Annotated in this window: 20 protein-coding genes and 1 pseudogene; 19 read left to right on the top strand and 2 right to left on the bottom strand. The window is 58.3% G+C overall.

The window, feature by feature from the left end; translation table 11 throughout:
- Positions 1–2 precede the first annotated feature (2 nt).
- From nirJ to ACR3ES_RS02010, 11 genes and pseudogenes are all read left to right on the top strand, one after another.
- The gene (gene nirJ, locus ACR3ES_RS02060; RefSeq protein WP_170434150.1) at positions 3–1,217 is read left to right on the top strand and encodes a heme d1 biosynthesis radical SAM protein NirJ; all 1,215 of its coding nucleotides are present in this window, start codon (positions 3–5) and stop codon (positions 1,215–1,217) included.
- Positions 1,192–2,745 carry a nitrite reductase gene (locus ACR3ES_RS02055; protein WP_170434148.1) on the top strand — a complete coding sequence of 518 codons (1,554 nt, stop codon included), beginning with the start codon at positions 1,192–1,194 and terminating at the stop codon, positions 2,743–2,745. Before nirJ ends, ACR3ES_RS02055 begins: the two co-directional genes overlap by 26 nt.
- Positions 2,702–2,965, top strand: a complete 264-nt coding sequence (locus ACR3ES_RS02050; RefSeq protein ID WP_170434146.1) for a hypothetical protein — start codon at positions 2,702–2,704, stop codon at positions 2,963–2,965. The genes ACR3ES_RS02055 and ACR3ES_RS02050 overlap by 44 nt, the downstream gene beginning before the upstream one ends.
- Before the next feature lie 89 nt (positions 2,966–3,054).
- Positions 3,055–3,519, top strand: coding sequence for a DUF2946 family protein (locus tag ACR3ES_RS02045; RefSeq protein ID WP_480424723.1), 465 nt, complete (start codon positions 3,055–3,057; stop codon positions 3,517–3,519).
- A gap of 44 nt (positions 3,520–3,563) precedes the next feature.
- A pseudogene (locus tag ACR3ES_RS02040) lies at positions 3,564–5,686 on the top strand (4Fe-4S binding protein).
- Positions 5,687–5,701: 15 nt separating this feature from the next.
- A complete protein-coding gene (gene nosZ / locus ACR3ES_RS02035; RefSeq protein WP_170434142.1) occupies positions 5,702–7,609 on the top strand; it encodes a TAT-dependent nitrous-oxide reductase in 1,908 nt (635 codons plus the stop codon).
- Positions 7,610–7,612: 3 nt separating this feature from the next.
- Positions 7,613–8,869, top strand: coding sequence for a nitrous oxide reductase family maturation protein NosD (locus ACR3ES_RS02030; protein WP_170434140.1), 1,257 nt, complete (start codon positions 7,613–7,615; stop codon positions 8,867–8,869).
- Complete coding sequence (locus ACR3ES_RS02025; RefSeq protein WP_170434138.1) at positions 8,859–9,752, top strand: ABC transporter ATP-binding protein; 894 nt, start codon at positions 8,859–8,861, stop codon at positions 9,750–9,752. Before ACR3ES_RS02030 ends, ACR3ES_RS02025 begins: the two co-directional genes overlap by 11 nt.
- Positions 9,749–10,570, top strand: coding sequence for an ABC transporter permease (locus ACR3ES_RS02020; protein WP_170434136.1), 822 nt, complete (start codon positions 9,749–9,751; stop codon positions 10,568–10,570). Before ACR3ES_RS02025 ends, ACR3ES_RS02020 begins: the two co-directional genes overlap by 4 nt.
- Positions 10,567–11,082 (top strand): nitrous oxide reductase accessory protein NosL, encoded by a 516-nt coding sequence (locus ACR3ES_RS02015; RefSeq protein ID WP_170434134.1) that lies wholly within the window; start codon positions 10,567–10,569, stop codon positions 11,080–11,082. The genes ACR3ES_RS02020 and ACR3ES_RS02015 overlap by 4 nt, the downstream gene beginning before the upstream one ends.
- Positions 11,079–11,981, top strand: coding sequence for an FAD:protein FMN transferase (locus ACR3ES_RS02010; RefSeq protein WP_480424721.1), 903 nt, complete (start codon positions 11,079–11,081; stop codon positions 11,979–11,981). Before ACR3ES_RS02015 ends, ACR3ES_RS02010 begins: the two co-directional genes overlap by 4 nt.
- Positions 11,982–12,365: 384 nt before the next feature.
- Here the strand turns inward: ACR3ES_RS02010 and ACR3ES_RS02005 are convergent, their stop codons facing one another.
- Positions 12,366–13,490: a LacI family DNA-binding transcriptional regulator gene (locus ACR3ES_RS02005; RefSeq protein ID WP_170434130.1), complete on the bottom strand. Its 1,125-nt coding sequence runs from the start codon at positions 13,488–13,490 to the stop codon at positions 12,366–12,368.
- Positions 13,491–13,578: 88 nt separating this feature from the next.
- Between ACR3ES_RS02005 and ACR3ES_RS02000 the strand changes: the two genes are divergently transcribed.
- The 8 genes from ACR3ES_RS02000 to ACR3ES_RS01965 are packed head-to-tail and all read left to right on the top strand — an operon-like array spanning position 13,579 to position 20,614.
- Positions 13,579–14,694: a sugar ABC transporter substrate-binding protein gene (locus ACR3ES_RS02000; RefSeq protein WP_170434129.1), complete on the top strand. Its 1,116-nt coding sequence runs from the start codon at positions 13,579–13,581 to the stop codon at positions 14,692–14,694.
- The gene (locus ACR3ES_RS01995) at positions 14,675–15,499 is read left to right on the top strand and encodes an ATP-binding cassette domain-containing protein (protein ID WP_170434259.1); all 825 of its coding nucleotides are present in this window, start codon (positions 14,675–14,677) and stop codon (positions 15,497–15,499) included. The genes ACR3ES_RS02000 and ACR3ES_RS01995 overlap by 20 nt, the downstream gene beginning before the upstream one ends.
- Positions 15,496–16,473 carry an ABC transporter permease gene (locus ACR3ES_RS01990; protein ID WP_170434127.1) on the top strand — a complete coding sequence of 326 codons (978 nt, stop codon included), beginning with the start codon at positions 15,496–15,498 and terminating at the stop codon, positions 16,471–16,473. The genes ACR3ES_RS01995 and ACR3ES_RS01990 overlap by 4 nt, the downstream gene beginning before the upstream one ends.
- Before the next feature lie 53 nt (positions 16,474–16,526).
- Positions 16,527–17,816: an L-rhamnonate dehydratase gene (gene rhmD / locus ACR3ES_RS01985; protein ID WP_170434125.1), complete on the top strand. Its 1,290-nt coding sequence runs from the start codon at positions 16,527–16,529 to the stop codon at positions 17,814–17,816.
- 27 nt (positions 17,817–17,843) lie between these two features.
- Positions 17,844–18,590, top strand: a complete 747-nt coding sequence (locus ACR3ES_RS01980; protein ID WP_170434123.1) for an SDR family oxidoreductase — start codon at positions 17,844–17,846, stop codon at positions 18,588–18,590.
- 27 nt (positions 18,591–18,617) lie between these two features.
- Positions 18,618–19,463: a fumarylacetoacetate hydrolase family protein gene (locus ACR3ES_RS01975; RefSeq protein ID WP_170434121.1), complete on the top strand. Its 846-nt coding sequence runs from the start codon at positions 18,618–18,620 to the stop codon at positions 19,461–19,463.
- A 37-nt stretch (positions 19,464–19,500) separates the two neighbouring features.
- On the top strand, positions 19,501–20,316 hold the full coding sequence (locus tag ACR3ES_RS01970; RefSeq protein ID WP_170434120.1) for a sugar phosphate isomerase/epimerase family protein: 816 nt from the start codon (positions 19,501–19,503) through the stop codon (positions 20,314–20,316).
- A gap of 1 nt (position 20,317) precedes the next feature.
- A complete protein-coding gene (locus ACR3ES_RS01965; RefSeq protein WP_480634679.1) occupies positions 20,318–20,614 on the top strand; it encodes an L-rhamnose mutarotase in 297 nt (98 codons plus the stop codon).
- A 23-nt stretch (positions 20,615–20,637) separates the two neighbouring features.
- Here ACR3ES_RS01965 and ACR3ES_RS01960 read toward each other — a convergent pair whose 3' ends face one another.
- Positions 20,638–21,399: an SDR family oxidoreductase gene (locus tag ACR3ES_RS01960; RefSeq protein ID WP_170434116.1), complete on the bottom strand. Its 762-nt coding sequence runs from the start codon at positions 21,397–21,399 to the stop codon at positions 20,638–20,640.
- Positions 21,400–21,829 lie beyond the last annotated feature (430 nt).

Below are 21,829 nucleotides of genomic sequence, written 5' to 3'. Positions count from 1 at the left end.
ATATGTTCCGCCTGACCGAATACATGCAGCAACTGGTGACCCCGACCCCGGTGCGCAAACGCCGTCCCGGACCCGTTAAACCGGTGGTGATCTGGAACCTGACACGGCGTTGCAACCTGAAATGCCGCCACTGCTATACCGTCTCGGCGGATGTGGCGTTCCCGGGCGAGCTCAGTCACGAGCAAGCCATGGTAACCCTTGAGGATCTTGGCCAGTTTCGCGTCCCGGCCTTAATCCTCTCGGGTGGGGAACCCTTGGATCGATTTGATTTCTTCGACATCGCCAAACGTGCACGCGATCTGGTGCCGATGCTGGCCCTGTCGACAAACGGCACGCGGATTCACAACGAGACCGCCGATATGATTGCCGATGTGGGCTTCAACTATGTCGGCATCTCGCTGGACGGGATCGGGGCCACGAATGATTGGTTCCGTGGCGTCGAAGGCGCCTTTGCCAATGCCCTGCGCGGCGTGCGCGAATGCAAGAAACGGGGCATCAAGGTCGGCTTGCGGTTCTGCCTGACAGAAGGCACGCAACATCACCTGCCGGATCTGCTGCAGCTGTGCGATGATGAGGGTGTCGACAAGTTCTACCTGTCCCACCTCGTGTACGCCGGGCGTGGCGACAAAAACCGGGGCGAGGATGCCGAACACCTGCGCACCCGCAAAGGTCTGGACCTGCTGCTGGACCGCGCGTGGGAAGCTGCCTCGGGCGGGCGTCCGCTGGATATCGTGACCGGCAACAACGATGCTGATGCAGGCTATTTCCTGAACTGGGTCCGGGCGCATTTCGACGCGGCCAAAGCCGCGCATGTGCGAGAACATCTCGCCGCGTGGGGTGGCAACTCCAGCGGTCTGGGGGTGGCCAATATCGACAATCTGGGACGCGTGCATCCCGACACTTATTGGTCCGATTACACGGTCGGCAATGTGAAAACCAAATCGTTCTCGGAGCTCTGGACCAGCGAAGATCCGATGCTCGCCATGCTGCGCACCCGCCCGCGCCCGCTGAAAGGGCGTTGCGGGGCCTGCCGCTTACAGGACGTCTGCGGTGGCAACACTCGCATCCGGGCCTTGCAGGTGACTGGCGATCCCTGGGCCGAAGACCCGGCCTGCTACCTGTCAAACGATGAAATCGGCGTTGATGACGTGGGCGAGCGCCTGCAGGTCACGCCTTTCCGGGGGAAACGTCATGATCCGGCACATCAGTTCTTTTAACACTCTGAAAACAGCCTCACTCTGTTCTTTGCTGCTGGCCGGAACTGCATGGGCGGATGCCCCAACGGATTACGCCGAGCATTGCGCGTCCTGTCATGGCGAGAACCGTTTGGGCGGGGTCGGACCAGCGCTGATCCCCGAAACGCTGAAACGGATGCGCGGCCCCCGTGTGGCCGCCGTGATTGCGGAAGGACGCACTGCAACCCAGATGCCCGCCTTTTCGCACGAGCTCAACACGCTGCAGATCGAGGAATTGGCCGGCTGGCTCAAGTCGCCGCTGGAATCCAATCCCGAATGGGGCGAGGCCGAGATCATGGCCAGCCGAACGCTGGATGAGGACTACACCCCGGTGGTCGCGCCCATCTGGAACAGCGACCCGATGAACATCACTCTGGCCGTCGAAACCGGGGATCATCATGTCAGCGTTTTGGACGGTGATACGTTCGAAGTTCTGGATCGGTTCGAAACACCCTTTGCCGTGCATGGGGGGCCGAAATTCAGCCCCGACGGCCGCTACGTTTTCATCATGTCGCGCGATGGCTGGGTGCAGAAGTATGACATCTGGGCGCTGAAACAGGTGGGCCGCGTGCGCGCGGGCCTGAACAGCCGCAACATCGCTATGTCGGGCGACGGCAAATGGGTGGCCGTGGCGAATTACCTGCCGAACAGCCTGACTCTGCTTTCGACTGAGGACTTGTCGGTGGCTCAGGTCATTGAGATCAAAAGTAAAAAAGGCCAACCCAGCCGTGTATCGGCCGTCTATCAGGCCCCGCCGAGGGAAAGCTTTGTACTGGCGCTCAAGGACGTGCCAGAGATCTGGGAAGTGTTCTATGGTGACAACCCGCCGCAATTCGGGCTGGGCCATGATTTCAGGATCGAAGGTCGGTTCAAGAACCCCAACCCTTTCCCGGTGCGCAAGATCACCACGCCCGACTATCTGGACGATTTTTTCTTCGACCAAAGCTATGAATACGTCATGGGCGCGTCCCGCGACGGCAACGGGGGGCAGGTGATCGATCTGGTTATCGGGCAGAAGGTGGCAGACCTGGACCTGCCGGGGATGCCGCATCTGGGCTCGGGCATCACGTGGCGGCATGGCGACACAACCGTGATGGCGACGCCGCACCTAACCGATGGCACGGTATCTGTTATCGACATGGAAAGCTGGGAAACCGTAAAGCGCATCAAGACTGAAGGGCCCGGGTTCTTCATGCGGAGCCATGAGAATTCGCCTTATGTCTGGGCCGATGTGTTCTTCGGCCCCAACAAGGACGCCATGCACGTCATCGACAAGCAAAGCCTTGAAATCGTGAAGACTTTGCGCCCTGCGCCGGGCAAGACCGTCGCGCATGTGGAGTTCACCAGAGATGGCAGCCACGCGCTTGTGTCGATCTGGGAAGATGACGGCGCGGTGATTGTCTATGATGCGCAGACATTGGAAGAGGTCCGCCGTCTGCCGATGCGCAAACCGTCTGGGAAATACAATGTCTGGAACAAGATCACCTTTTCAGAGGGCACCAGCCACTGAAGGTAAATGGCCGGTCTGGAAACTGGCCCTCCTGCTTTATCCGGCGACGGCGCTGACTGTGGCGATAAACCTGTTTCTGGCCGGGCTCATTCTGCACAGCGTCGGATTTGGCGCGATTGGTACGGTGCCGGCGATCCTCTGGTCGGTCCCTCTGGGCGTGCCTGCTGCGTGGCTGGCGGGGCGCTGGCTGCGGAGTCTGATGGACGAGGCGGATGGCTAGTCCGCATTTTCCCCGAACCTGACCTAAGTCAAGTAGTTGGCGATGCGAATCCAATACCATTTGGGAACTCTTCCCGAGTTGGAGCCTCCATGCCTGCCCTTTCCCAAATGGAAAACCTCTCTGCCCGCGCGACTCGCGCGGCGTGTGGTTTGGTGGGTATCTTCCTTTTGTTGATGCAAATATTTGGCCCGGCGCTGGCGAGTCCCGGGCAAAGTATGTGGGTGGAAATCTGCTCGGAAGCAGGTGCGGTCTGGGTTGAGGTCGACCTTGACGAGGAAGGCCGGGACCCGACCGCACCTTGCCCAAAATGCGCCGATTGTGTGCTGTGTGCGGCGACAGGCGAAGCGCCGATACCGGATCTGCCACAGGTAACGCGGATCGATTTTGTCCAGTTTGTACACTGTCCGGGCGCCGGTGTTTTCGATTTGTACACGTTGGATCGGCTCTGGCCCGAAACCCGCGGACCCCCGCAGGGACCCGAAATCAAAACCGAACGCGCCCTGCGCGCGTCCATGGCGTCAATCCAAATATCCGGAGGTGCGCCGTGGTCGTAAGTCGCGCAATCCATCTTCTTCTGGCCCTGTCCCTGTCCTGTCTGATGGCGCTGAGCGCACAGGCCGACAGCCTCGCCAGTTTCCTGCCCGAAATCGAACCCACGGACTTGTCCCCCGGTGCAGATGCCTTTGGCCCGGTGCGAGAAGATGTGCCCGTCGCCCCCGTTCTGAAGGATGGCGAGACCGTCGCATGGGCTTTTCTGACCTCTGATTTTGTCGGCACCACGGGCTATTCCGGCAAGCCGATCCATGTGGTCGCTGCCATCGACACCGATGCGGTTCTGACCGGTGTGCAACTGGTCAAACATTCGGAACCCATTGTTCTGATCGGCATCCCCAATTCGCGCATGGCCGAACTGACCGAAGGCTATGCCGGTCTGGACCTCAAGCGCGAGGCAGAGACCGGGGGAGAAGGGCACGACCTCGACATCATATCCGGCGCGACTGTCACAATCATGGTGATCGATGACAGCCTTGTGCGCGGCGGCATCAAGGTGGCGCGAGCACTGGGTCTGGGTGGCCTGTCGCCGTTGCAGGCAGATGGTCCAAAGCGGGAAATCGATATGGCGCAGGAGTCCGTTTACGACTGGACCACCCTGGCCGGCGATGGCTCGATCCGGCGGCTGACGCTGGATGTTGGGCAAGTCAATGCCGCCTTTGAGGCCACAGGCGATCAGCGCGCCATCAAACGCCCCGAACCGGGCGAGCCGGATGACACGTTCATCGACATGCACTTGGCGCTGGTCTCGGTTCCATCCATCGGCAAATCCCTGTTGGGCGAAGCCGAATATCAGAACTTGGTCGAGTGGCTGGACGAAGGCGAACAGGCCATTCTGGTGCTGGGACGCGGGGCGTACAGCTTTAAGGGCTCGGGCTATGTGCGCGGCGGTATCTTCGACCGCATTCAGCTCATTCAGGGCGACAACTCGGTACGTTTTTTTGACAAGCAGCAAGAGCGTCTTGGCAGAGTTGCCGCCCCGATGCGCCCAGTTTCACTGAGCTGGATATCTTCAAAATCCCGGCTGAGGCCGAGTTTGATCCGGCCGAGCCATTCCGGCTGCAACTGCTGGTGCAGCGCGCGGTGGGTGCGGTTGAGAAGACGTTCCTGACCTTCGATCTGGGCTACATTCTGCCCGAGCAGTACCTGTTGCCCGTAGCGGCCCCCAAAATCGTCGATGACGCCACCAGCGAGGCCGCCGCCAAGGCCGCCCTGTGGCAGCGCATCTGGAAGGACCGCACTGTCGAGATTGCCGTGCTGGGCGTCATGCTGCTGGTGCTGACGGCGACTTTCTTCTTCCAATTTCACGCCACGATGAATGCCCGTGTCTTCTATTGGTTCCGCATCGGTTTTCTGACCATGACCCTGTTCTTCATCGGCTGGTACGCCAATGCGCAGCTAAGCGTGGTGAACCTGATGGCGCTGGCAGGCAGCTTGCGGACCGGGTTCTCGTGGGATGCGTTCCTGCTGGATCCGCTGGTGTTTATCCAGTGGTTTGCCGTGGCTGCTGCCCTGCTGTTCTGGGGACGGGGCGCCTATTGCGGTTGGCTGTGCCCGTTTGGCGCGTTGCAAGAGCTGACAAACAAGATCGCGCGCGCCCTGAAGGTACCGCAATGGACGCTGCCCTGGGGTTTGAACGAACGCCTCTGGCCTGCGAAATACATGATCTTCCTTGTGCTCTTTGGCATCAGCTTTGTCTCGATCCCGCTGGCCGAGAAATATGCCGAGGTCGAGCCGTTCAAGACCGCGATCATCCTGAAATTCATGCGCGAATGGCCCTTTGTGGTCTTTGCGTTGACCCTGCTGGGGATCGGGCTGTTCGTTGAGCGGTTCTACTGCCGATACCTGTGCGCGCTGGGCGGTGCTCTGGCGATCCCCGCCCGTATCCGCATGTTCGACTGGCTGCGCCGCTACAAAGATTGCGGCACCCCCTGTCAGACCTGCGCCAACGAATGCCCCGTTCAGGCGATCCACCCCACCGGTGAGATCAATCCGAACGAGTGCGTCACCTGCCTGCATTGTCAGGTGCTCTACCAGTCCGAGGACAAATGTCCCGTCGTTATCCGCCAGCTGAAGCGGCGGGCCAAGACAGGGTCGGTCCAGATGAAGACCCCACTCGGACAACCACCGGCGAACCATCCGAACGCCAAACCGTTAACCGCTTCCTAAAAGGAGGAGCAAATTATGTCGGAACATGACAATAAACTGAACATCACACGCCGCGGGATGCTGGGGGCAACCGCCACCGGCGCCGTGCTGGCCGGGACCGGTCTGGGTTCGACCCTGATGACCGCAAAACAGGCTAGCGCTGCCGCCAATGCCAATCTCGAACCCGGTGAATTGGACGAATATTACGGCTTCTGGTCCTCGGGTCAGACCGGTGAGCTGCGCATTCTGGGTTTCCCGTCCATGCGCGAGCTTATGCGGGTGCCGGTGTTCAATCGCTGCTCAGCCACCGGTTGGGGTCAGACCAACGAGTCTCTGAAGATCATGACCGATGGTCTGCTGCCGGAAACCAAAGAGTTTCTCGCCAAGCGTGGCTTGAAAACCTATGACAATGGCGACCTTCACCACCCGCATATGTCGTTCACCGACGGCACCTATGATGGCCGTTATCTGTTCATGAACGACAAGGCCAACACCCGTGTCGCCCGTGTGCGTTGCGATGTGATGAAATGCGACAAGATCACCGAGATCCCGAATGCTAAGGCGATCCACGGTCTGCGTCCGCAGAAATTCCCGCGCACCGGCTATGTCTTTGCCAATGGTGAAGATGAAACTCCGCTGGTCAATGATGGCTCGGTACTGGACGATCCGTCGCAATACGTGAACATCTTCACCGCGCTGGACGGCGACACCATGGAGGTCGCATGGCAGGTGATCGTGTCGGGTAACCTCGACAACACTGACTGCGACTATCAGGGTAAATACGCCTATTCGACCTCGTACAACTCGGAAATGGGTATGAACCTGGCCGAGATGACCGAGAACGAGCTGGACCACGTTGTTGTTTTCAACCTCGCGGAAATCGAAAAAGGCATCGAAGCCGGCGACTATCAGGAGCTAAAAGGCGTCAAGGTTCTGGACGGACGTAAGGGTCAGAACAAGAAATACACCCGCTACATTCCGATCCCGAACTCGCCCCACGGCATCAACACCGCGCCTGACGGCAAGCATGTCTGCATCAACGGTAAGCTGTCGCCGACCGTGTCGATCATGGATGTGACCAAGCTGGATGCTATCTTTGACAATGATGCGGATCCGCGGTCCTGCATCGTCGGTGAGCCGCAGCTGGGTCTTGGCCCGCTTCACACCGCCTTTGACGGTCAGGGCAACGCGTTCACCACGCTGTTCCTCGACAGCCAGATCGTGCGGTGGAACATCGAAAAGGCCATTGAGGCCTATGGTGGTGCCGATGTGGACCCGATCATCTCGAAGGTCGATGTGCACTATCAGCCGGGTCACAACTCGACATCGATGGGTGAAACCAAAGAGGCCGACGGCAAGTGGCTGATTTCGATGAACAAGTTCTCGAAGGACCGCTTCCTGAACGTAGGCCCGCTGAAGCCCGAGAACGAGCAGCTGATCGACATCTCGTCGGATGAGATGAAGGTGGTGCACGACGGCCCGACCTTTGCTGAGCCGCATGACTCGATCATCGTTCGCAGCGACATCGTCAACCCGGTCAACGTTTGGGATCGGAACGACGTCACTTGGGAAGACGCCCGCATTCAGGCCGAAGCCGATGGCATCGATCTGGAAGAAGGTGCCGAGGAACCGATCCGGGATGGCAACAAGGTGCGGGTCTACATGACATCGCAGGCCCCGACCTTCAGCCTTGAGAAGTTCACTGTCAAACAAGGTGACGAGGTGACGGTCTACATCACCAACCTGGACGATGTGGATGACGTGACCCACGGCTTCTGCCTGGGCAATTACGGGGTTGCGATGGAAGTTGCCCCGCTGGCGACCGCCTCGGTCACCTTCACCGCTGACCGTCCAGGTGTGCACTGGTTCTATTGCCAGTGGTTCTGCCACGCGCTGCACATGGAAATGCGCGGCCGGATGCTGGTCGAGCCGCAGGGAACCTGACCCATGCGTTGGTCCCTGCTCATACCGCTCCTGCTTGGCTCGCCCCTTTGGGCGGCGGACTGGGATGTGCCCAACCGGGCGGGGGCCATCAATGAAATACTGGCGCAGGCGGCGGATGGGGACACCCTCCGCCTGAGCCCCGGTGTCTACGCCGAAACACTGGTTCTGGACCGGCCTGTCACTATCGACGGCCTCGGACAGGCCACCATTGACGGACAAGGAAACGGCAGCGTCATCACCGTGACCGGACCCGGCGTGACCGTGCGCGGTCTGACCGTGATCGGCTCAGGCTCAAGCCATGACGGGATCGACAGCGGCATCCAATTGACCAAGACGGCCACTGCGCCGGTGATCGAGGATAACGTGCTACTGGGCAACCTCTATGGCATCGATATTCATGGGGCCAAGGACAGCATCGTGCGTGGCAACCGGATCGAAGGTCGCCAAGACCGGCGGATGAATGACCGCGGCAACGGTGTTTATGTCTGGAATGCACCGGGCGCGGTGGTTGATGGCAATGACATCCGGTACGGGCGCGACGGTATCTTTGTGAACTCCTCTAAGAAGAACACCTTCACCAACAACCTGTTCCGCGATCTACGATTTGCCGTGCATTACATGTATGCCGACAATTCTGTGGTCAGCCACAACGTCTCAATCGGCAACGATCTGGGCTATGCGGTGATGTTTTCGACCAATGTGAAAGTGGCCGACAATGTTTCAATCGGTGACCGCGAACATGGCGTGATGCTGAACTACGCCAATAAGAGCATTATCACCGGCAATGTGGTGAAGGGTGCGAAAGAAAAGTGTACGTTCCTCTATAACTCGAACAAGAATGAATTCACCGACAACTGGTTCCAGGGATGTGGCATCGGCATCCACTTTACCGCTGGCAGCGAACGCAATCAGATCGTTGGTAACGCCTTTGTGGGCAACCGGACCCAGGTGAAATACGTTTCGACAAAATGGGTTGAGTGGTCCGAGGGCGGGCGCGGCAACTACTGGTCCGACTTTGCCGCCTTTGACGTGGATGGCAACGGCATCGCCGACGCCCCCTATCGCCCCAATGACTCGATGGACCATGTGTTGTGGACCCAACCCTCAGCCAAACTGTTGCTCGGCTCGCCTGCCGTGCAGCTGGTGCGCTGGTCGCAATCGGCCTTCCCGGCGTTGTTGCCGGGGGGCGTAGTGGACAGCAACCCATTGATGCAAGCCCCTGAACCCCCAGCTATGAAAAAGGTGCCTCATGACGGATAAGGCCCTGTCAATCGACCATGTTCTCAAGGACCGGGGGAAAACCCGCGTTCTGGACGATATCACTCTGTCCCTTGCCCCTGGCCAGCGCGTTGCGCTGCTGGGACATAACGGCGCGGGCAAATCAACCCTGATTAAATCCATCCTCGGACTGACGCCAATCCAGGACGGAGCCATTCGGATCGGAGACGCGACCCCCGGCAGCGCGCAGGCACGTCGCGAGACGGCGTATTTGCCCGAGGCGGTCTCATTCCACCCTGCGCTGACCGGGCGGGAACAGTTGACCTTGTTTGCGAAACTGTCTGGTGCCAGGTCTGACGTGCCTGCCCTGTTGGAGCGCGTTGGTCTGAGCGATGCGCTGGACCGTCGGATCGGCACCTATTCTAAGGGGATGCGGCAACGTTTGGGTCTGGCACAGGTGCTGCTGGGTCAGCCCAGGGTGGCGCTGCTGGATGAACCGACAAGTGGGCTGGACCCGATCTCGCGGCAGGATCTTTATGCCATCATCGACGAGTTGGCAGCCCATGGGACTGCGGTCTTGATCGCCTCTCATGCCCTGACCGAGGTCGAGGCCAGAACCGACCGCATTGCCATCATGCGCAAGGGTCGGATGGTTGCGGATGACACATTGACCAACCTTTCAGCGCTGGCCGGATTGCCGATCCGGTTACAGGTGCGTGCCAGCACCAACCCAGATGCGCTTGCCGCCGAACTGGGCGGCAAACGGGTCAATGGTGTCTCGGTCGAGTTGCTGTGTTCCCCGGATGACAAGATGGAGGCCCTGCGCCGGATCGCCGGGTTGGGCGATGCGGTTGCGGATGTGGAAATGACCCCGCCCAAGCTGGAAGATCTCTATCGCCACTATGCACAGGAGGAGATGCAATGACACGTTTCCTCGCCATCACCCGCACCGAGATGCTGATCCTGCGCCGCAACCGCTGGCTGCTGGTCGCAACGCTGATCATGGTTCTGTTCGCGTTGGCGCTGACCTTTGCTGGCAGCGCGCCAACCGGCACGCTAGGGGTCGACATGCTGACCGTCTCGGTGGCCTCAATGACCACGCTTTCGGTCTATCTTGCACCGTTGCTGGCGCTGATGATTGCCTTTGACGCCATCGCCGGGGATGTCGATCGCGGCAGCCTGTCGCTGCTGTTGTCTTATCCGGCGGGGCGCGGAGAGATTCTGCTGGGTAAGTTCACCGCGCATCTTGCGGCGTTGGCTTTTGCCATGGTCATCGGCTTTGGCACTGCAGGAGCCGTCGCGGCTTGGTTCGGAGGCGCTGGGCCGGAAAGCCTGATGGCGCTGGTCCGTCTCATCCTCACATCCATCCTGTTGGGCGCCGTGTTCCTGGCGTTGGGATACCTGCTGTCTGCCTTGGCAAAGGGGGCCACGGCGGCGGCGGGTCTGTCGGCCGGGCTTTGGCTGGTCTTTGTCGTCCTTTATGATCTGGGGCTGTTGGGAGCCGTGGTCATGGATGAGGGCGGCACCTTCACCCAATCCGTCTTTCCATGGGTGATGGTGGCCAACCCGGCCGACGCGTTCCGTCTGTGGAACATTGCGGCGACGGAAGGTGTTGCCATGGCCTCCGGCATGACCGGGGCCGCACAGGCGCTGCCGGTCTGGGCCGCGCCCGCGTCGCTGGTGATCTGGCCGGTACTCGCCTTCGTCCTCGCACGCCTTGCCTTTCGGAGGGTTGAGCCATGAAACGCCTTACCCTGATCGCGTTGCTCGCGTTGGTGGCCTGCAAGGAAGAGGTGGCCGTTGCGCCCGACCCGGTGGATCTGACGACAGACGCGTTGAGCTTTTTCTGCCAGATGAACGTTGCCGAGCATGGTGGCCCCAAGGGACAAATCCATCTGGAAGGATACCCGACACCGCTGTTTTTTGCGCAGGTTCGCGACATGGTTGCCTATCTCAAAAGCCCCGAACGCGACGCCACGATCACCGCCGTCTATGTCAGTGATATGGGAGCCGCACCCAACTGGCGCCAACCTGGTATCTCCAACTGGATCGCCGCCGAGGGTGCGACCTTTGTGGTCGGTGCAAATGTCGCGGGCGGCATGGGCGCGCGGGAAGTCGTGCCCTTTGCCGACCCTGCGGACGCCGAGGTTTTTATTGATCAGTATGGCGGAGCCGCCTTGCCGTTATCCGACATACCGGACACCGAGGTGCTTGGACCCGTTGATCTGGACCTGAAACTGGAGACGCCCGCATGAGATGCCTGCCTCGCCGCCGTTTTCTGATCATGTCAGCCGCCTGCGCCGCGCTGCCCGCGGGTGTGTCGGCTGCGCCCTTAGCCCGTTGGCGCGGCACAGCGCTTGGGGCGAGAGCCAGCCTGCAGCTTGTGGGGTTGAGCGACATGCAGGCCGCGCCCCTCATTGCGTCGGTCGAAGCCGAGCTGAACCGTCTGGAGAACATATTCAGCCTGTACCGGCCGCATTCTCAACTCAGCCAGTTAAACCGCAAGGGAACTCTGTCCGCCCCCGCCCCCGAGTTGCTGAATGTGCTCAGCCTGTGCTCGGCACTGCACGCGGCCTCGGAAGGTGTCTTTGACCCGACTGTTCAACCCGTTTGGCAGGCGCTGGCTATGGGGGCGGATGCGTCCGGGCTGGCTGCTGCGCGGCAAACTGTTGGCTGGCACCGGGTGCGTTTTAACGCTGATGCCATCCGCCTGCCGGTGCCGGGCCTGTCAGCCCTGACGCTGAACGGAATTGCTCAGGGTGCGATCACGGATCGGGTCGCGGCGGTGCTGCGGTCCTTTGGGTTGCGCGACGTTTTGGTCGACATGGGGGAAATCACCGCCCTGGGCCAGCGGGATCACGGACAGGACTGGCGGGTCGGCCTTTCAGATCCGGGTGGTGCGGTTCTCAAAAAGATCGCATTGCGAGAGCGGGCGGTGGCAACGTCATCGGCCAGAGGTACCATGCTGGCGGATGGCCGGGGGCATATCCTGAACCCGACGGGCGAGATGGTCGCCAACGGCACCGTATCCGTTTCGGCCCCGGAGGCGGCGCTGGCGGATGGTCTGTCCACAGCGCTTTGCGCGGCACCGGGTGAACGGGAAGCCCGGATTCTGCGGAGTTTCCCAACTGCCAAGGTGGAATTACGGATCTGACCGGTAAGCCTTTTACACGGGCTTGATGTAGATTGCCAAAAAGAATGTGCGAGTGCGTCCGTTTCGCGCGATACTCAGCCATGCCCGCCGAGCCCCAATGACGATCAAGAACACGTACCTCTATCCCACATCTCGGGGCTTTTCGTACGAAACTTGTCGCCCCAAAAAGCAGTTAACACAGCACCTTGGAGTGCCGTGCTCTAGCGGTCAGACCTCCCTCCAGTCAGAGGTTTAGGAACAGATGGCTGCCTTTGCAGGAGATCATCAGGGTATGCCGTCTTGCATCGAGCAAAAAAATGGAACCTGCCGGGCCCGCCGATGCAATCTCACGATTTGCGACGGAGTTGTAGGGGCCAGGGCATCAAGCCACGGCCCACATTCATATCATTTTGTGCTTCCTCGAATGATGAGCTCAAATCCTATGTCTTCCTTGTTTTCTACTGAGTCCTTCTCTTGTAAGCGTTCCAAGATCATCTCGGCAGATCGCCGGCCAATTCGTTTGCCGCGTATGTGAATTGTTGTCAGTCCAGGATCAATCAAACTTGCAATATTCGCATCACCGATCCCGGCAACGCTGACATCGTCGGGCACGACGTATTTGCGAATCTGCAATTCTCTGATTGCTCCGACGCCGATGATTTCATTGGCACAAATAAGCGCGTCGATCTTTTTGTTGGCAATCACAAAATCGGCCGCCAACACGCCAGAGGTTTCAGTATCCAATGGGTCGGTGACATCACAACGCAGGGGAGGGGGAACATCGGCATCCACAAAGGCTGCATAGATGCCAGCGCTGCGTTTCGCTGCGCGGTTTTCATGATCTTCGTGCTCCGGCGTGCCTGCGACGTAGCCAATCGTCCTGTAGCCACGTTCCAGCATGTAAGTCGCAAGATCATACCCGGCCCGAAAGTTGTCAAAACCCACGGACATGTCGACCGGATTTTCAGGGATATCCCACATTTCAACAATTGGAACATCTGCGGTTCTTAGCAGGTTTCGGGTTGCGTCAGTGTGCAGGGAACCGGTCAAGATCACCCCGTCGGGCCGTCGTCCAAGGAATGCTCTTGTCAGCTTTTCTTCCTTTTCCAGGCTGTAAGAGGTGCAGCCGAGTAGAAGCTGGTAGCCCGCATCTTCCAGAACGTCGGACACCCCCTGGATCGTATCGCTGAAGACCGAGTTGTCGATGGTCGGAACCATCGCAACGATAACGCCGCTGCGCTTGCGCCTAAGGGTGTTGGCAGCGAGATTGGGCACGTAGCCAAGTGCATCCAGCGCCGCTTCCACGCGTTGCCGGGTCTCGTCAGCAACTTTACCCGGCTGATTGATCACGCGAGACACCGTCATGGCCGAAACACCAGCGTGTTCTGCCACCTTGATAAGGTTCGCTCTGCCCTTGGGAGGATCACTGCCGCCGATCGCCATTTCTACCTTCTTGTTCCGCTTCTTCAAAATAGACTCGACAAAATGATGCTTGATGTTAAGGTTAACATCACAGGGTCTATCCTGCATAGGCCCGTTAGATCACAATCAAGCAATAACGCCAGCATACAAAAAACACCGATTGAGGAAATGCGGTAAACAACATGGAGGAACAATAATGTTAAGCTTAACATCATCGAAATGCGTCAGCTTGGGCATGCTGTTGTGCGGTACGATTTTGGGTCAGTCGGTTGCAGCGGCGGATTTCGAAGCCCGCCCTCAAGGGGGTATTGCCGGAGCTCTTCTGCCCGAAGAGCGTGCATTGTGGCTATACAACAAGGACACGAGTGCCTTTGAGGTTGTCGAAGGGGACGCTTCGGCGCCCTACGTGCCAAATCTGAGGGCATTGCCCAAGGGTGCAAAAGTGGGTTTTGCCGAAGGCTGGGCAGCGATTCCATTCTCATACGCAATCAATCAGCGACTTTATGAACTGGCAGATGAGTTGGGCTTTGATGTGGTCTATTGTGACAATGATTTCAAGGCGGACAAGGCGGTGTCCTGTGCGGAACTGATCGTACAGCAGGGCGCAGATGTTGTTATCGAGTCGAACTGGCAATCGGGCGCGGCCGCCGCGGTTATGAACATCTTTGATGAGGCCGGTATTCCGGTTATGTCCGTGGATGTTGTTCATCCAAACGCCATCTTCCTGGGGGCGGACAATTATGTAAGTGGCCTGATCGGCGGGCAGGCGGCGGCCGAACATGCCAAGGCGCTGGGACGTTGTGATGACGTATCAGTTCTGGTTGGCATCAATCCCGGTGAAGGTGACGCAGCGAATGAACGTCTGTCCGGGTTTGTCGATGGTGTGCAGACCGTTTGTGGTGCGTTGCCTGAAGATCGGATTGATGAGGAACTGATCGATGCGGGAACTACGGATCAAGCCCTTACCAAAGTCACCGATTGGCTGACGGCCCATCCCGAGGCGGGGTTCGTTCTGGCTACAGCTATCGATGACCCACGCGGTTTTGGCATGTCAAATGCGCTTGCGCAGGCCGGACGTGACGGTGTGGCAATCGGAATCGGGTGTGACGAAATCGGCGTGGCGGCAACCCGGACGCCGGTCGAGGACAACAACTTTCTGGGATGCGTCGCGTATTTTCCCGAGAAGTATCCGGACTACGCTGTCTCGGTCGCAGCCGACATCCTTGAAGGCAAGGCTGTTCCGCAAGAGGTTCATCTTGAACACGTCTTTTTAGGCGCAGAAAGCATCAATGATGTCTACCCAGTCGATTAAGCCGGACACATCGGATTCGGGCGTCACATCCGACGCCCGCACCCCGTTGATCGAGCTGTCAGGCATCACCAAGACATTTGGCAATGTCGAGGCGCTCTCTGGTGTTGATCTGCGGATCGGTGAGTCGGAATCGATCGGAATTATCGGGGATAACGGCGCAGGCAAGTCGACTTTGGTAAAAGTCCTGTCGGGGGTCTATCCCCCAAGCGGGGGAACCATGCGATTTCGTGGCCGCGAGGTGCAGTTCAACAGCCCACTGGATGCGCGTCGTAACGGGATTGAGATGATCTATCAGGATCTGGCGCTTTGCGAAGATCTGGACGTGGCGCAGAATATCTTTCTGGGCCGTGAAATCCAAAAGAAACTAGGGCCGTTCAGCGTGCTCGATAAACGGGCAATGACGCGTGCGGCAGCGGAAGACATTGCCAATATGGGCCTCGATTTCGATGTCGAGCGCGAGGTCGGAATGCTGTCGGGCGGAGAGCGGCAGATGGTTGCGGTTGCGCGGGCCCTGCAGTTCGACCCTTCGGCGCTGCTGATGGATGAACCGACCGCAGCGCTCTCTGCAGAGAAGATTCGCCGGCTTTGGGAACTGATTTCAGAGCTGAAGAACCGAGGCGTGTCGATCCTGCTGGTCAGCCATCGCTTCACCGACATTCTGAGCATCTGTGATCGCATCGTCGTTGTGCGCGGCGGTCGGATTGCGGGTGAGATGAAGCCACACGAACATCCGCCGGCGCAGACAATGGCGATGATGACGGAAATGATGACGGGTGATCGGATCACCGAAGAGGCAGACATATGAAACTTCTGGATGGTTTGATGAATTCCAGGGTCTGGGGCCGCGGTGCGTCCGCGATTAATCCTGGGCTGGTGATGGCGACGATCATCGCCTTTATCGTGCTGAGCTTTGCGTCGCCCTATTTTCTGACAACAAACAACCTGCTCAATGTGGCCAAAGCGCTGGTGATCGTCGGAATTGCGGCCGCTGGCGAGACTGTGGTGATCATCGCTGGCGGTTTTGACCTTTCCATCGGTTCGACGATGGCGGCGGCGGGCATGCTGGCCGCGTACCTGCTGGATATCGGGGCAGGGGTTGGGCCTGCGTTTCTGGCTGCAATCGTATTGGGGATCTGCATCGGTGCCACAAATGGCACGCTGATTGCCTACTTCCGGATCAACCCCCTGATCGCAACCTTGGCGATGCTTGCGATTATCCGGGGTCTGGCCTTTGTGATCTCGGATGGACGTGAGATAATCATAACCGACAAGACCTGGCTGAGCCTTGGAACCGGCAAATGGGCGGGTGTCCCTTATATCGTATTGGTCCTGCTGCTGGTCTATCTGGTCTTTGCGCTGATTATGCCGCGCACCACCTTTGGCCGCTATGTCTATGCGATCGGATCGAACCTGCGGGCGGCACGGTTGTCCGGGATTTCGACCAAGCGCTGGCAGATGGCAATCTACATAACCTGTGGGGCCACTGCCGCGCTGGCCGGGCTGATGCTGGCGGCCCGGACTGGAAACGCGCGCCCGGCAGCGGCCATGGGGTTCGAACTGGATGTGATTACCGCCGTTATTCTGGGCGGGGCCAGCCTGAAAGGTGGGCGCGGCACGATCCTGGGAACCGCGATCGGCCTGATCCTTTTGTTCATGATCAATAACGGTTTGACCCTCGCGCAGGTGCCCTCGTTCTGGCAGCAGGTGGTCAAGGGGTTCATATTGCTGGCTGCCGTTCTTTACGACGAATACCGCAGTGGCCGAAGCGATGACAGTTAGCAGATTTAAGCGATGCCGCTTGCGCTGAGACAGCGATAGACAAGGACGTATGAATGTACTTTCATCCACCAAAATCTGGCGATGTGACTCCGCAATCCGGTCAGCCGGTCATCCGTGAAGTGCGCGCATTGGTGAGCAATGCCGACCAATATGGCGCGAGCGATGTGCATGATACAGCGGACACACACTGGATTTCGGGACGCCCTGCGGCGGATGGCACATGGGATCACATTGCGACGCACCCACCGATTGCCAACCCGATGTCGATTTACCCGACCTATTCGGGATCCCGGCAAAGCTGGGGCGTCGCCAATGTGCCCTCAGTCATTGTTGAGATTGAAGATGAGGATGGGCGGGTTGGTACCGGTGTCAGCACCGGAGGGACAGCGGCAGCCTTTATCATTGAAAAACACCTATCGATCTTCGTCGAAGGTCAGGCGGCGGCCAACAGGCATCTGATATGGGAACAGATGTGGCGCGCCTCGATCCACTACGGTCGCAAAGGGCTGGGTGTACATGCCATCAGCGCCATCGATCTGGCCCTTTGGGACCTTTATGGGCGAACCTTGGGGGCACCGGTTTTTGATCTGATGGGCGGGCGCACCATGGATCGGGTGCCGGTCTATGCCACGACATCGCGGCCCGACATTGCAAAAACCCTCGGGTTCCATGGCGCCAAGATTCCTCTGCCTTATGGTCCTGGCCACGGGATTAAAGGCATGTCCGACAATATTGCCTTCATCGCCAGGTGGCGCGAGTCGGTGGGTCCGGATTTTCCCTTGATGTTGGATTGTTACATGGCCATGACCACCGATTACGCTGCTGAATTGGCGCGTCGGATGGCCCCTTACAATTTTCAGTGGCTGGAAGAACCGCTTATGCCCGACGACTATGATGGCCACGCGCGTCTGGCACAGACCATGCGCGCCCGTGCCGGAGGCACCGTTCTGGCCACGGGCGAGCACGAATACACCCGGTTCGGATTCCAGCAGCTGATCGACGCGAGTGTCGCACTGATCCAGCCCGATGTCATGTGGATGGGCGGGCCAACCGAATTCATCCGTGTGGCCGGGCTGGCAAATACTCGGTCGGTGGATGTGATCCCGCATGGTTGCGGTGTCTACGGGTACTACATGGCGATGGCGTTGGAACATATCGCACTGGCCGAGTTCATGATGATGAGCGAGGAGGCCGACAAGATCGAGCCGAATTTCGGCACTATGTTCCTGAACGAGCCGCTGCCTGAGAATGGCTACATCTCATTGCCAGACTCGCCGGGGTTCGGGCTGGAGCTGAACCGGGATGCTCTAAACCTGATCCGACCCTTTGATCGTTCCAGATAGGCCAGCAAGAGTGGACAGGAGACACTGATGAACAGGATAGATTTTACAGACCGCACAGCGATCGTCACCGGTGGGGCGCAGGGCATCGGCAAGGCCGTGACCGAGTCGCTGGCCGAGGGCGGCGCGCGCGTGGCCATCTGGGACGCCGACGCTCCGCTTGCTGCCGAGACCGCTCAGACACTGGGTGTGGGTCATCTGGCTGTTGCGGTGGACATAGCCAGCTGGCAAAGCGTTCAGTCTGCCTATCAAGAGACGCTTACGGCGCTGGGCCGTGTGGATATCGTGGTGAATTCAGCCGGGGTCGCGGGATCGAACAGTCCGGTTGCGGACTATTCGGTCGATGAATTTCATCAGATCGTATCGGTCAATCTTCTCGGCACATTCCACGTCAACAAAGTGGTCGCTGCGGGTATGCGCCAGCAGAACTATGGGCGCATCGTCAATATTGCTTCGATTGCAGGAAAAGAAGGAAATCCCAACGCGGCGGCGTATTCCTCGTCCAAGGCCGGTGTGATCGGGTTCACTAAATCACTGGGCAAAGAACTGGCCGACTGTGACATCGCGGTCAACTGCGTCACACCAGCCGCTGCGCGGACTCGGATTTTTGACCAGATGAGCCAGGAACACATTGACTACATGCTTTCAAAGATTCCAAGGGGCCGCTTTCTTGAGGTGGAGGAAGCGGCCGCAATGATCGCCTGGCTGGCCTCGGAGGATAACGGCTTTACCACCGGTGGGGTCTTTGATCTATCCGGAGGGCGGGCGACCTATTGAACCGAAATCAAGGAGAATACACCTAAAATGAAACTCTTGAGATATGGACCACAAGGGCAGGAGAAGCCGGCGCTGATGGATGCAAACGGGGTCATTCGGGACCTCTCGGATCATGTCAGCGATATCGATGGTGCGGCGATTTCATCTGAAAGCCTGGCCCGCCTTTCGTCGCTTGACCCATCGAGTCTGCCGGATGTTTCCCGCGAGGTCCGGATCGGGCCTTGTGTTGCCAATGTCGGTAAATTCATCTGCATCGGGCTGAACTATTCTGATCACGCAGCAGAATCCGGCATGCCGGTACCCGATGAGCCGGTTCTGTTTTTTAAAGCCACGTCCGCAATCTGTGGTCCCAATGACAATGTCGAAATCCCCAGAGGGTCAACGGCAACCGACTGGGAGGTTGAGTTGGGTGTCGTCATCGGGCGTCACGCCAAATACCTGAAAGAGAGCGAGGCGCTGGACCATGTCGCTGGCTATTGTGTGGTGAACGATGTCTCGGAACGGGACTTTCAGTTACACCGGTCCGGCCAGTGGGTCAAAGGCAAGTCCGCTGATACATTCGGTCCCATCGGGCCATGGCTGGTAACCTGTGACGAGGTGCCAGATCCGCAAAATCTTGCGATGTATCTTGAGGTCAATGGTAAGCGATATCAGGACGGGTCTACGAAAACCATGGCCTTCGATGTGGCCACTGTTGTCGCTTACGTGTCCCAATTCATGAGCCTGCAGCCCGGCGATATCATTTCGACCGGAACCCCGCCTGGCGTGGGAATGGGGCAAAAACCGGAGCCGATCTATCTGCGTCCCGGCGACAGGATCGAGCTGGGTATCGAAGGTCTGGGTGTTCAGCGGCAACAGGTGACTGCGGCCTGAGTACCGACGGCTCAGGGACAGAGGATGGGAGTTTGAAGTGAAACTGAGCGTATCAACCTGGTCCTTCCCGCATCTCACACTTTCGGAGGCCGCCGCCGTGGTCTCTGCCATTGGGGTTGGCGCCATTGATCTGGGGTACTTTTTTGCACCTGCGCTGGACAAAACACGGCTTCTGACTGAGCCCGAGGCTTATGGTGCAGACCTGGCGGCAAGTCTTCCCTTGCCGGTTGCAAACCTGTTTCATCTTTTTGGTGACGATCTGGTTGACCGCAATCTGGCCGGGCCCGCGAATGCACAGAATCTGGAGGATTTGAAAGCCGCCCTCTCGTTTGCCAAAGCCGTTGGTGCCCCGTCCGTCTTTATTCTGCCGGGCATGATCAATCCTGGACAAAGCCGGTCCGAAGCGATGGCATTGTCCGGTGAAGCCCTGAAACCGATGGTTGAGGCTGGCGAGAAGGTTGGCGTCAAAGTGTTGATCGAACCGCATACCGGCAGCATTTTGAATTCTCCCGAACTGACGCAAGAGCTGGTCGGGCAGGTTCCGGGTCTTCAGATCGTTCTTGATCCGTCGCAGTTTGTCGCCATGGGATTCCGCCAGCAAGAGATCGACCCACTTGCCGATATCGCGGGGCACGTCCATCTGCGGCAGGCAAGGCCGGGACTGATCCAAACCAAGATGGAAGAAGGCATCCTCGATTTCCCCGGCTTTTTTGGGGCGCTCAGAACTGCAGGATATGATGGATGGTTGAGTGCGGAGTACGAGCATGAAGCCGGAACACCCTCGCAATATGACGACGTTCTGTCAGAGACGGTGAAAATGCGCGATTGCTTCCGAAACTGGGTGGGGGAGTGAGATGTCACACTACGCCTGGGTGCTGGAAATTCGTCCGGGATATGAGGATGAGTACAAGAGACGTCATGATCAAATCTGGCCGGACGTCGTTGCGGAAACCCGTGAAGCGGGCATCCGGAACTATTCGATTTTTCGCCATGGCCTGACCTTGTTTGGATACTTTGAAACTGACGATCTCGAACGATCAATCCGAATGCTGACCGAAGGTGAGGCCAATAGGCGCTGGGACGAATACATGGCTCCGATCATGAAGGTGGACATTGACCAGACGACCGGTTTCCCTTCCTGTTGCCATTGATCTGGCGGATGGAGGGCTAGCGCTCAGACCGTCGCGCCCCCATCCACCACAAGGCTGGCGCCGGTTACGAAAGATGCTTCGTCTGATGCCAAAAACAGCGCCGCATATGCCACTTCTTCCGCTGTGCCCTGACGTTTGAAAAAGCTTGCATTTGCCTCTTCCGCCATGAATTCCTCGCGGCTGCGTCCGTCGAATTCCAGATGCCGTTCAGTGGCGGCCGTGTAGATCGCGCCCGGGCAGACACAATTCACCCGAATGCCGAACGCTCCCAAATCCATCGCCAACGACCGGGTCAGTTGCAACAACGCGCCTTTCGACGTGTTATAGGGCACAAAGGCCGGGGATGCGACGAAACTGCTGACCGAAGCCATATTCACCACCGCACCTGCATCAGATTTCTTGAGATAGGGCAGGGCATAGCGCACCATGTTTGCGGACCCGACCACGTTGACCCCCATGACCTTGTCCCAATCGGCCTTTTCGACCTGATCCACAGTGCCAAAAACAAATGCGGCGGCGTTGTTGACGACGATATCGATGCCGCCCATTGAAGTTACGGCCTGTTCGGCCAGCGACTTTACATCCGTTTCGTTCGAAACGTCTGTGGGCAGAAACGTGGCTTGCCCGGCGGCCTCGGTAATTCTGCGTACCGTCTCTTGCCCGCCTTCTGCATCAAGATCGCCAATGACGAGTTGCGCTCCTTCTTTGGCAAAAACCTCACATACTGCGCGTCCGATTCCAGACGCACCCCCCGTGACAACGACACGTTTCGATTGAAGCCGCATTCTTCTCTCCCTTGGTCTCGGCGATATCATGTCCGTAGGCATAAGGCGCAACAGAACAGACGGACGCTGAATAATCGTTTTGGAATTGAGAAAAATTCCAATGCTGGGAATACTCTAAACTAGGGTTTGCCTTAGTGTAACACTTTGTTCCAACTTCTGTTTCCGATTTTTAGCTCTTACATTGGGTGAAAACCTATTTTGCCATATCCATGATCAGATTTCGGCGTTCCTCACTCCGTTTATCGGTCGGTAAAACACCCTGTGAGCCAACAGAACCAGCTTGCAGCATCAGAGAGTCTTCCAGATCTCTTTCTGCACTTGGCCTAGCCTTGTCAGGCAACGCTTTCAAACGCTGCGGATTTGCAAACAGACTACTCCCTCTAGAGTCAAGGCATGCCTTTCAAAGACGTTCATAAGCTGTGCGATATAC

Source organism: Ruegeria sp. B1, assembly GCF_056535885.1.
The sequence above is the reverse complement of the archived record's forward strand: the minus strand, read 5'-3'. Positions and strand labels throughout refer to the sequence as shown.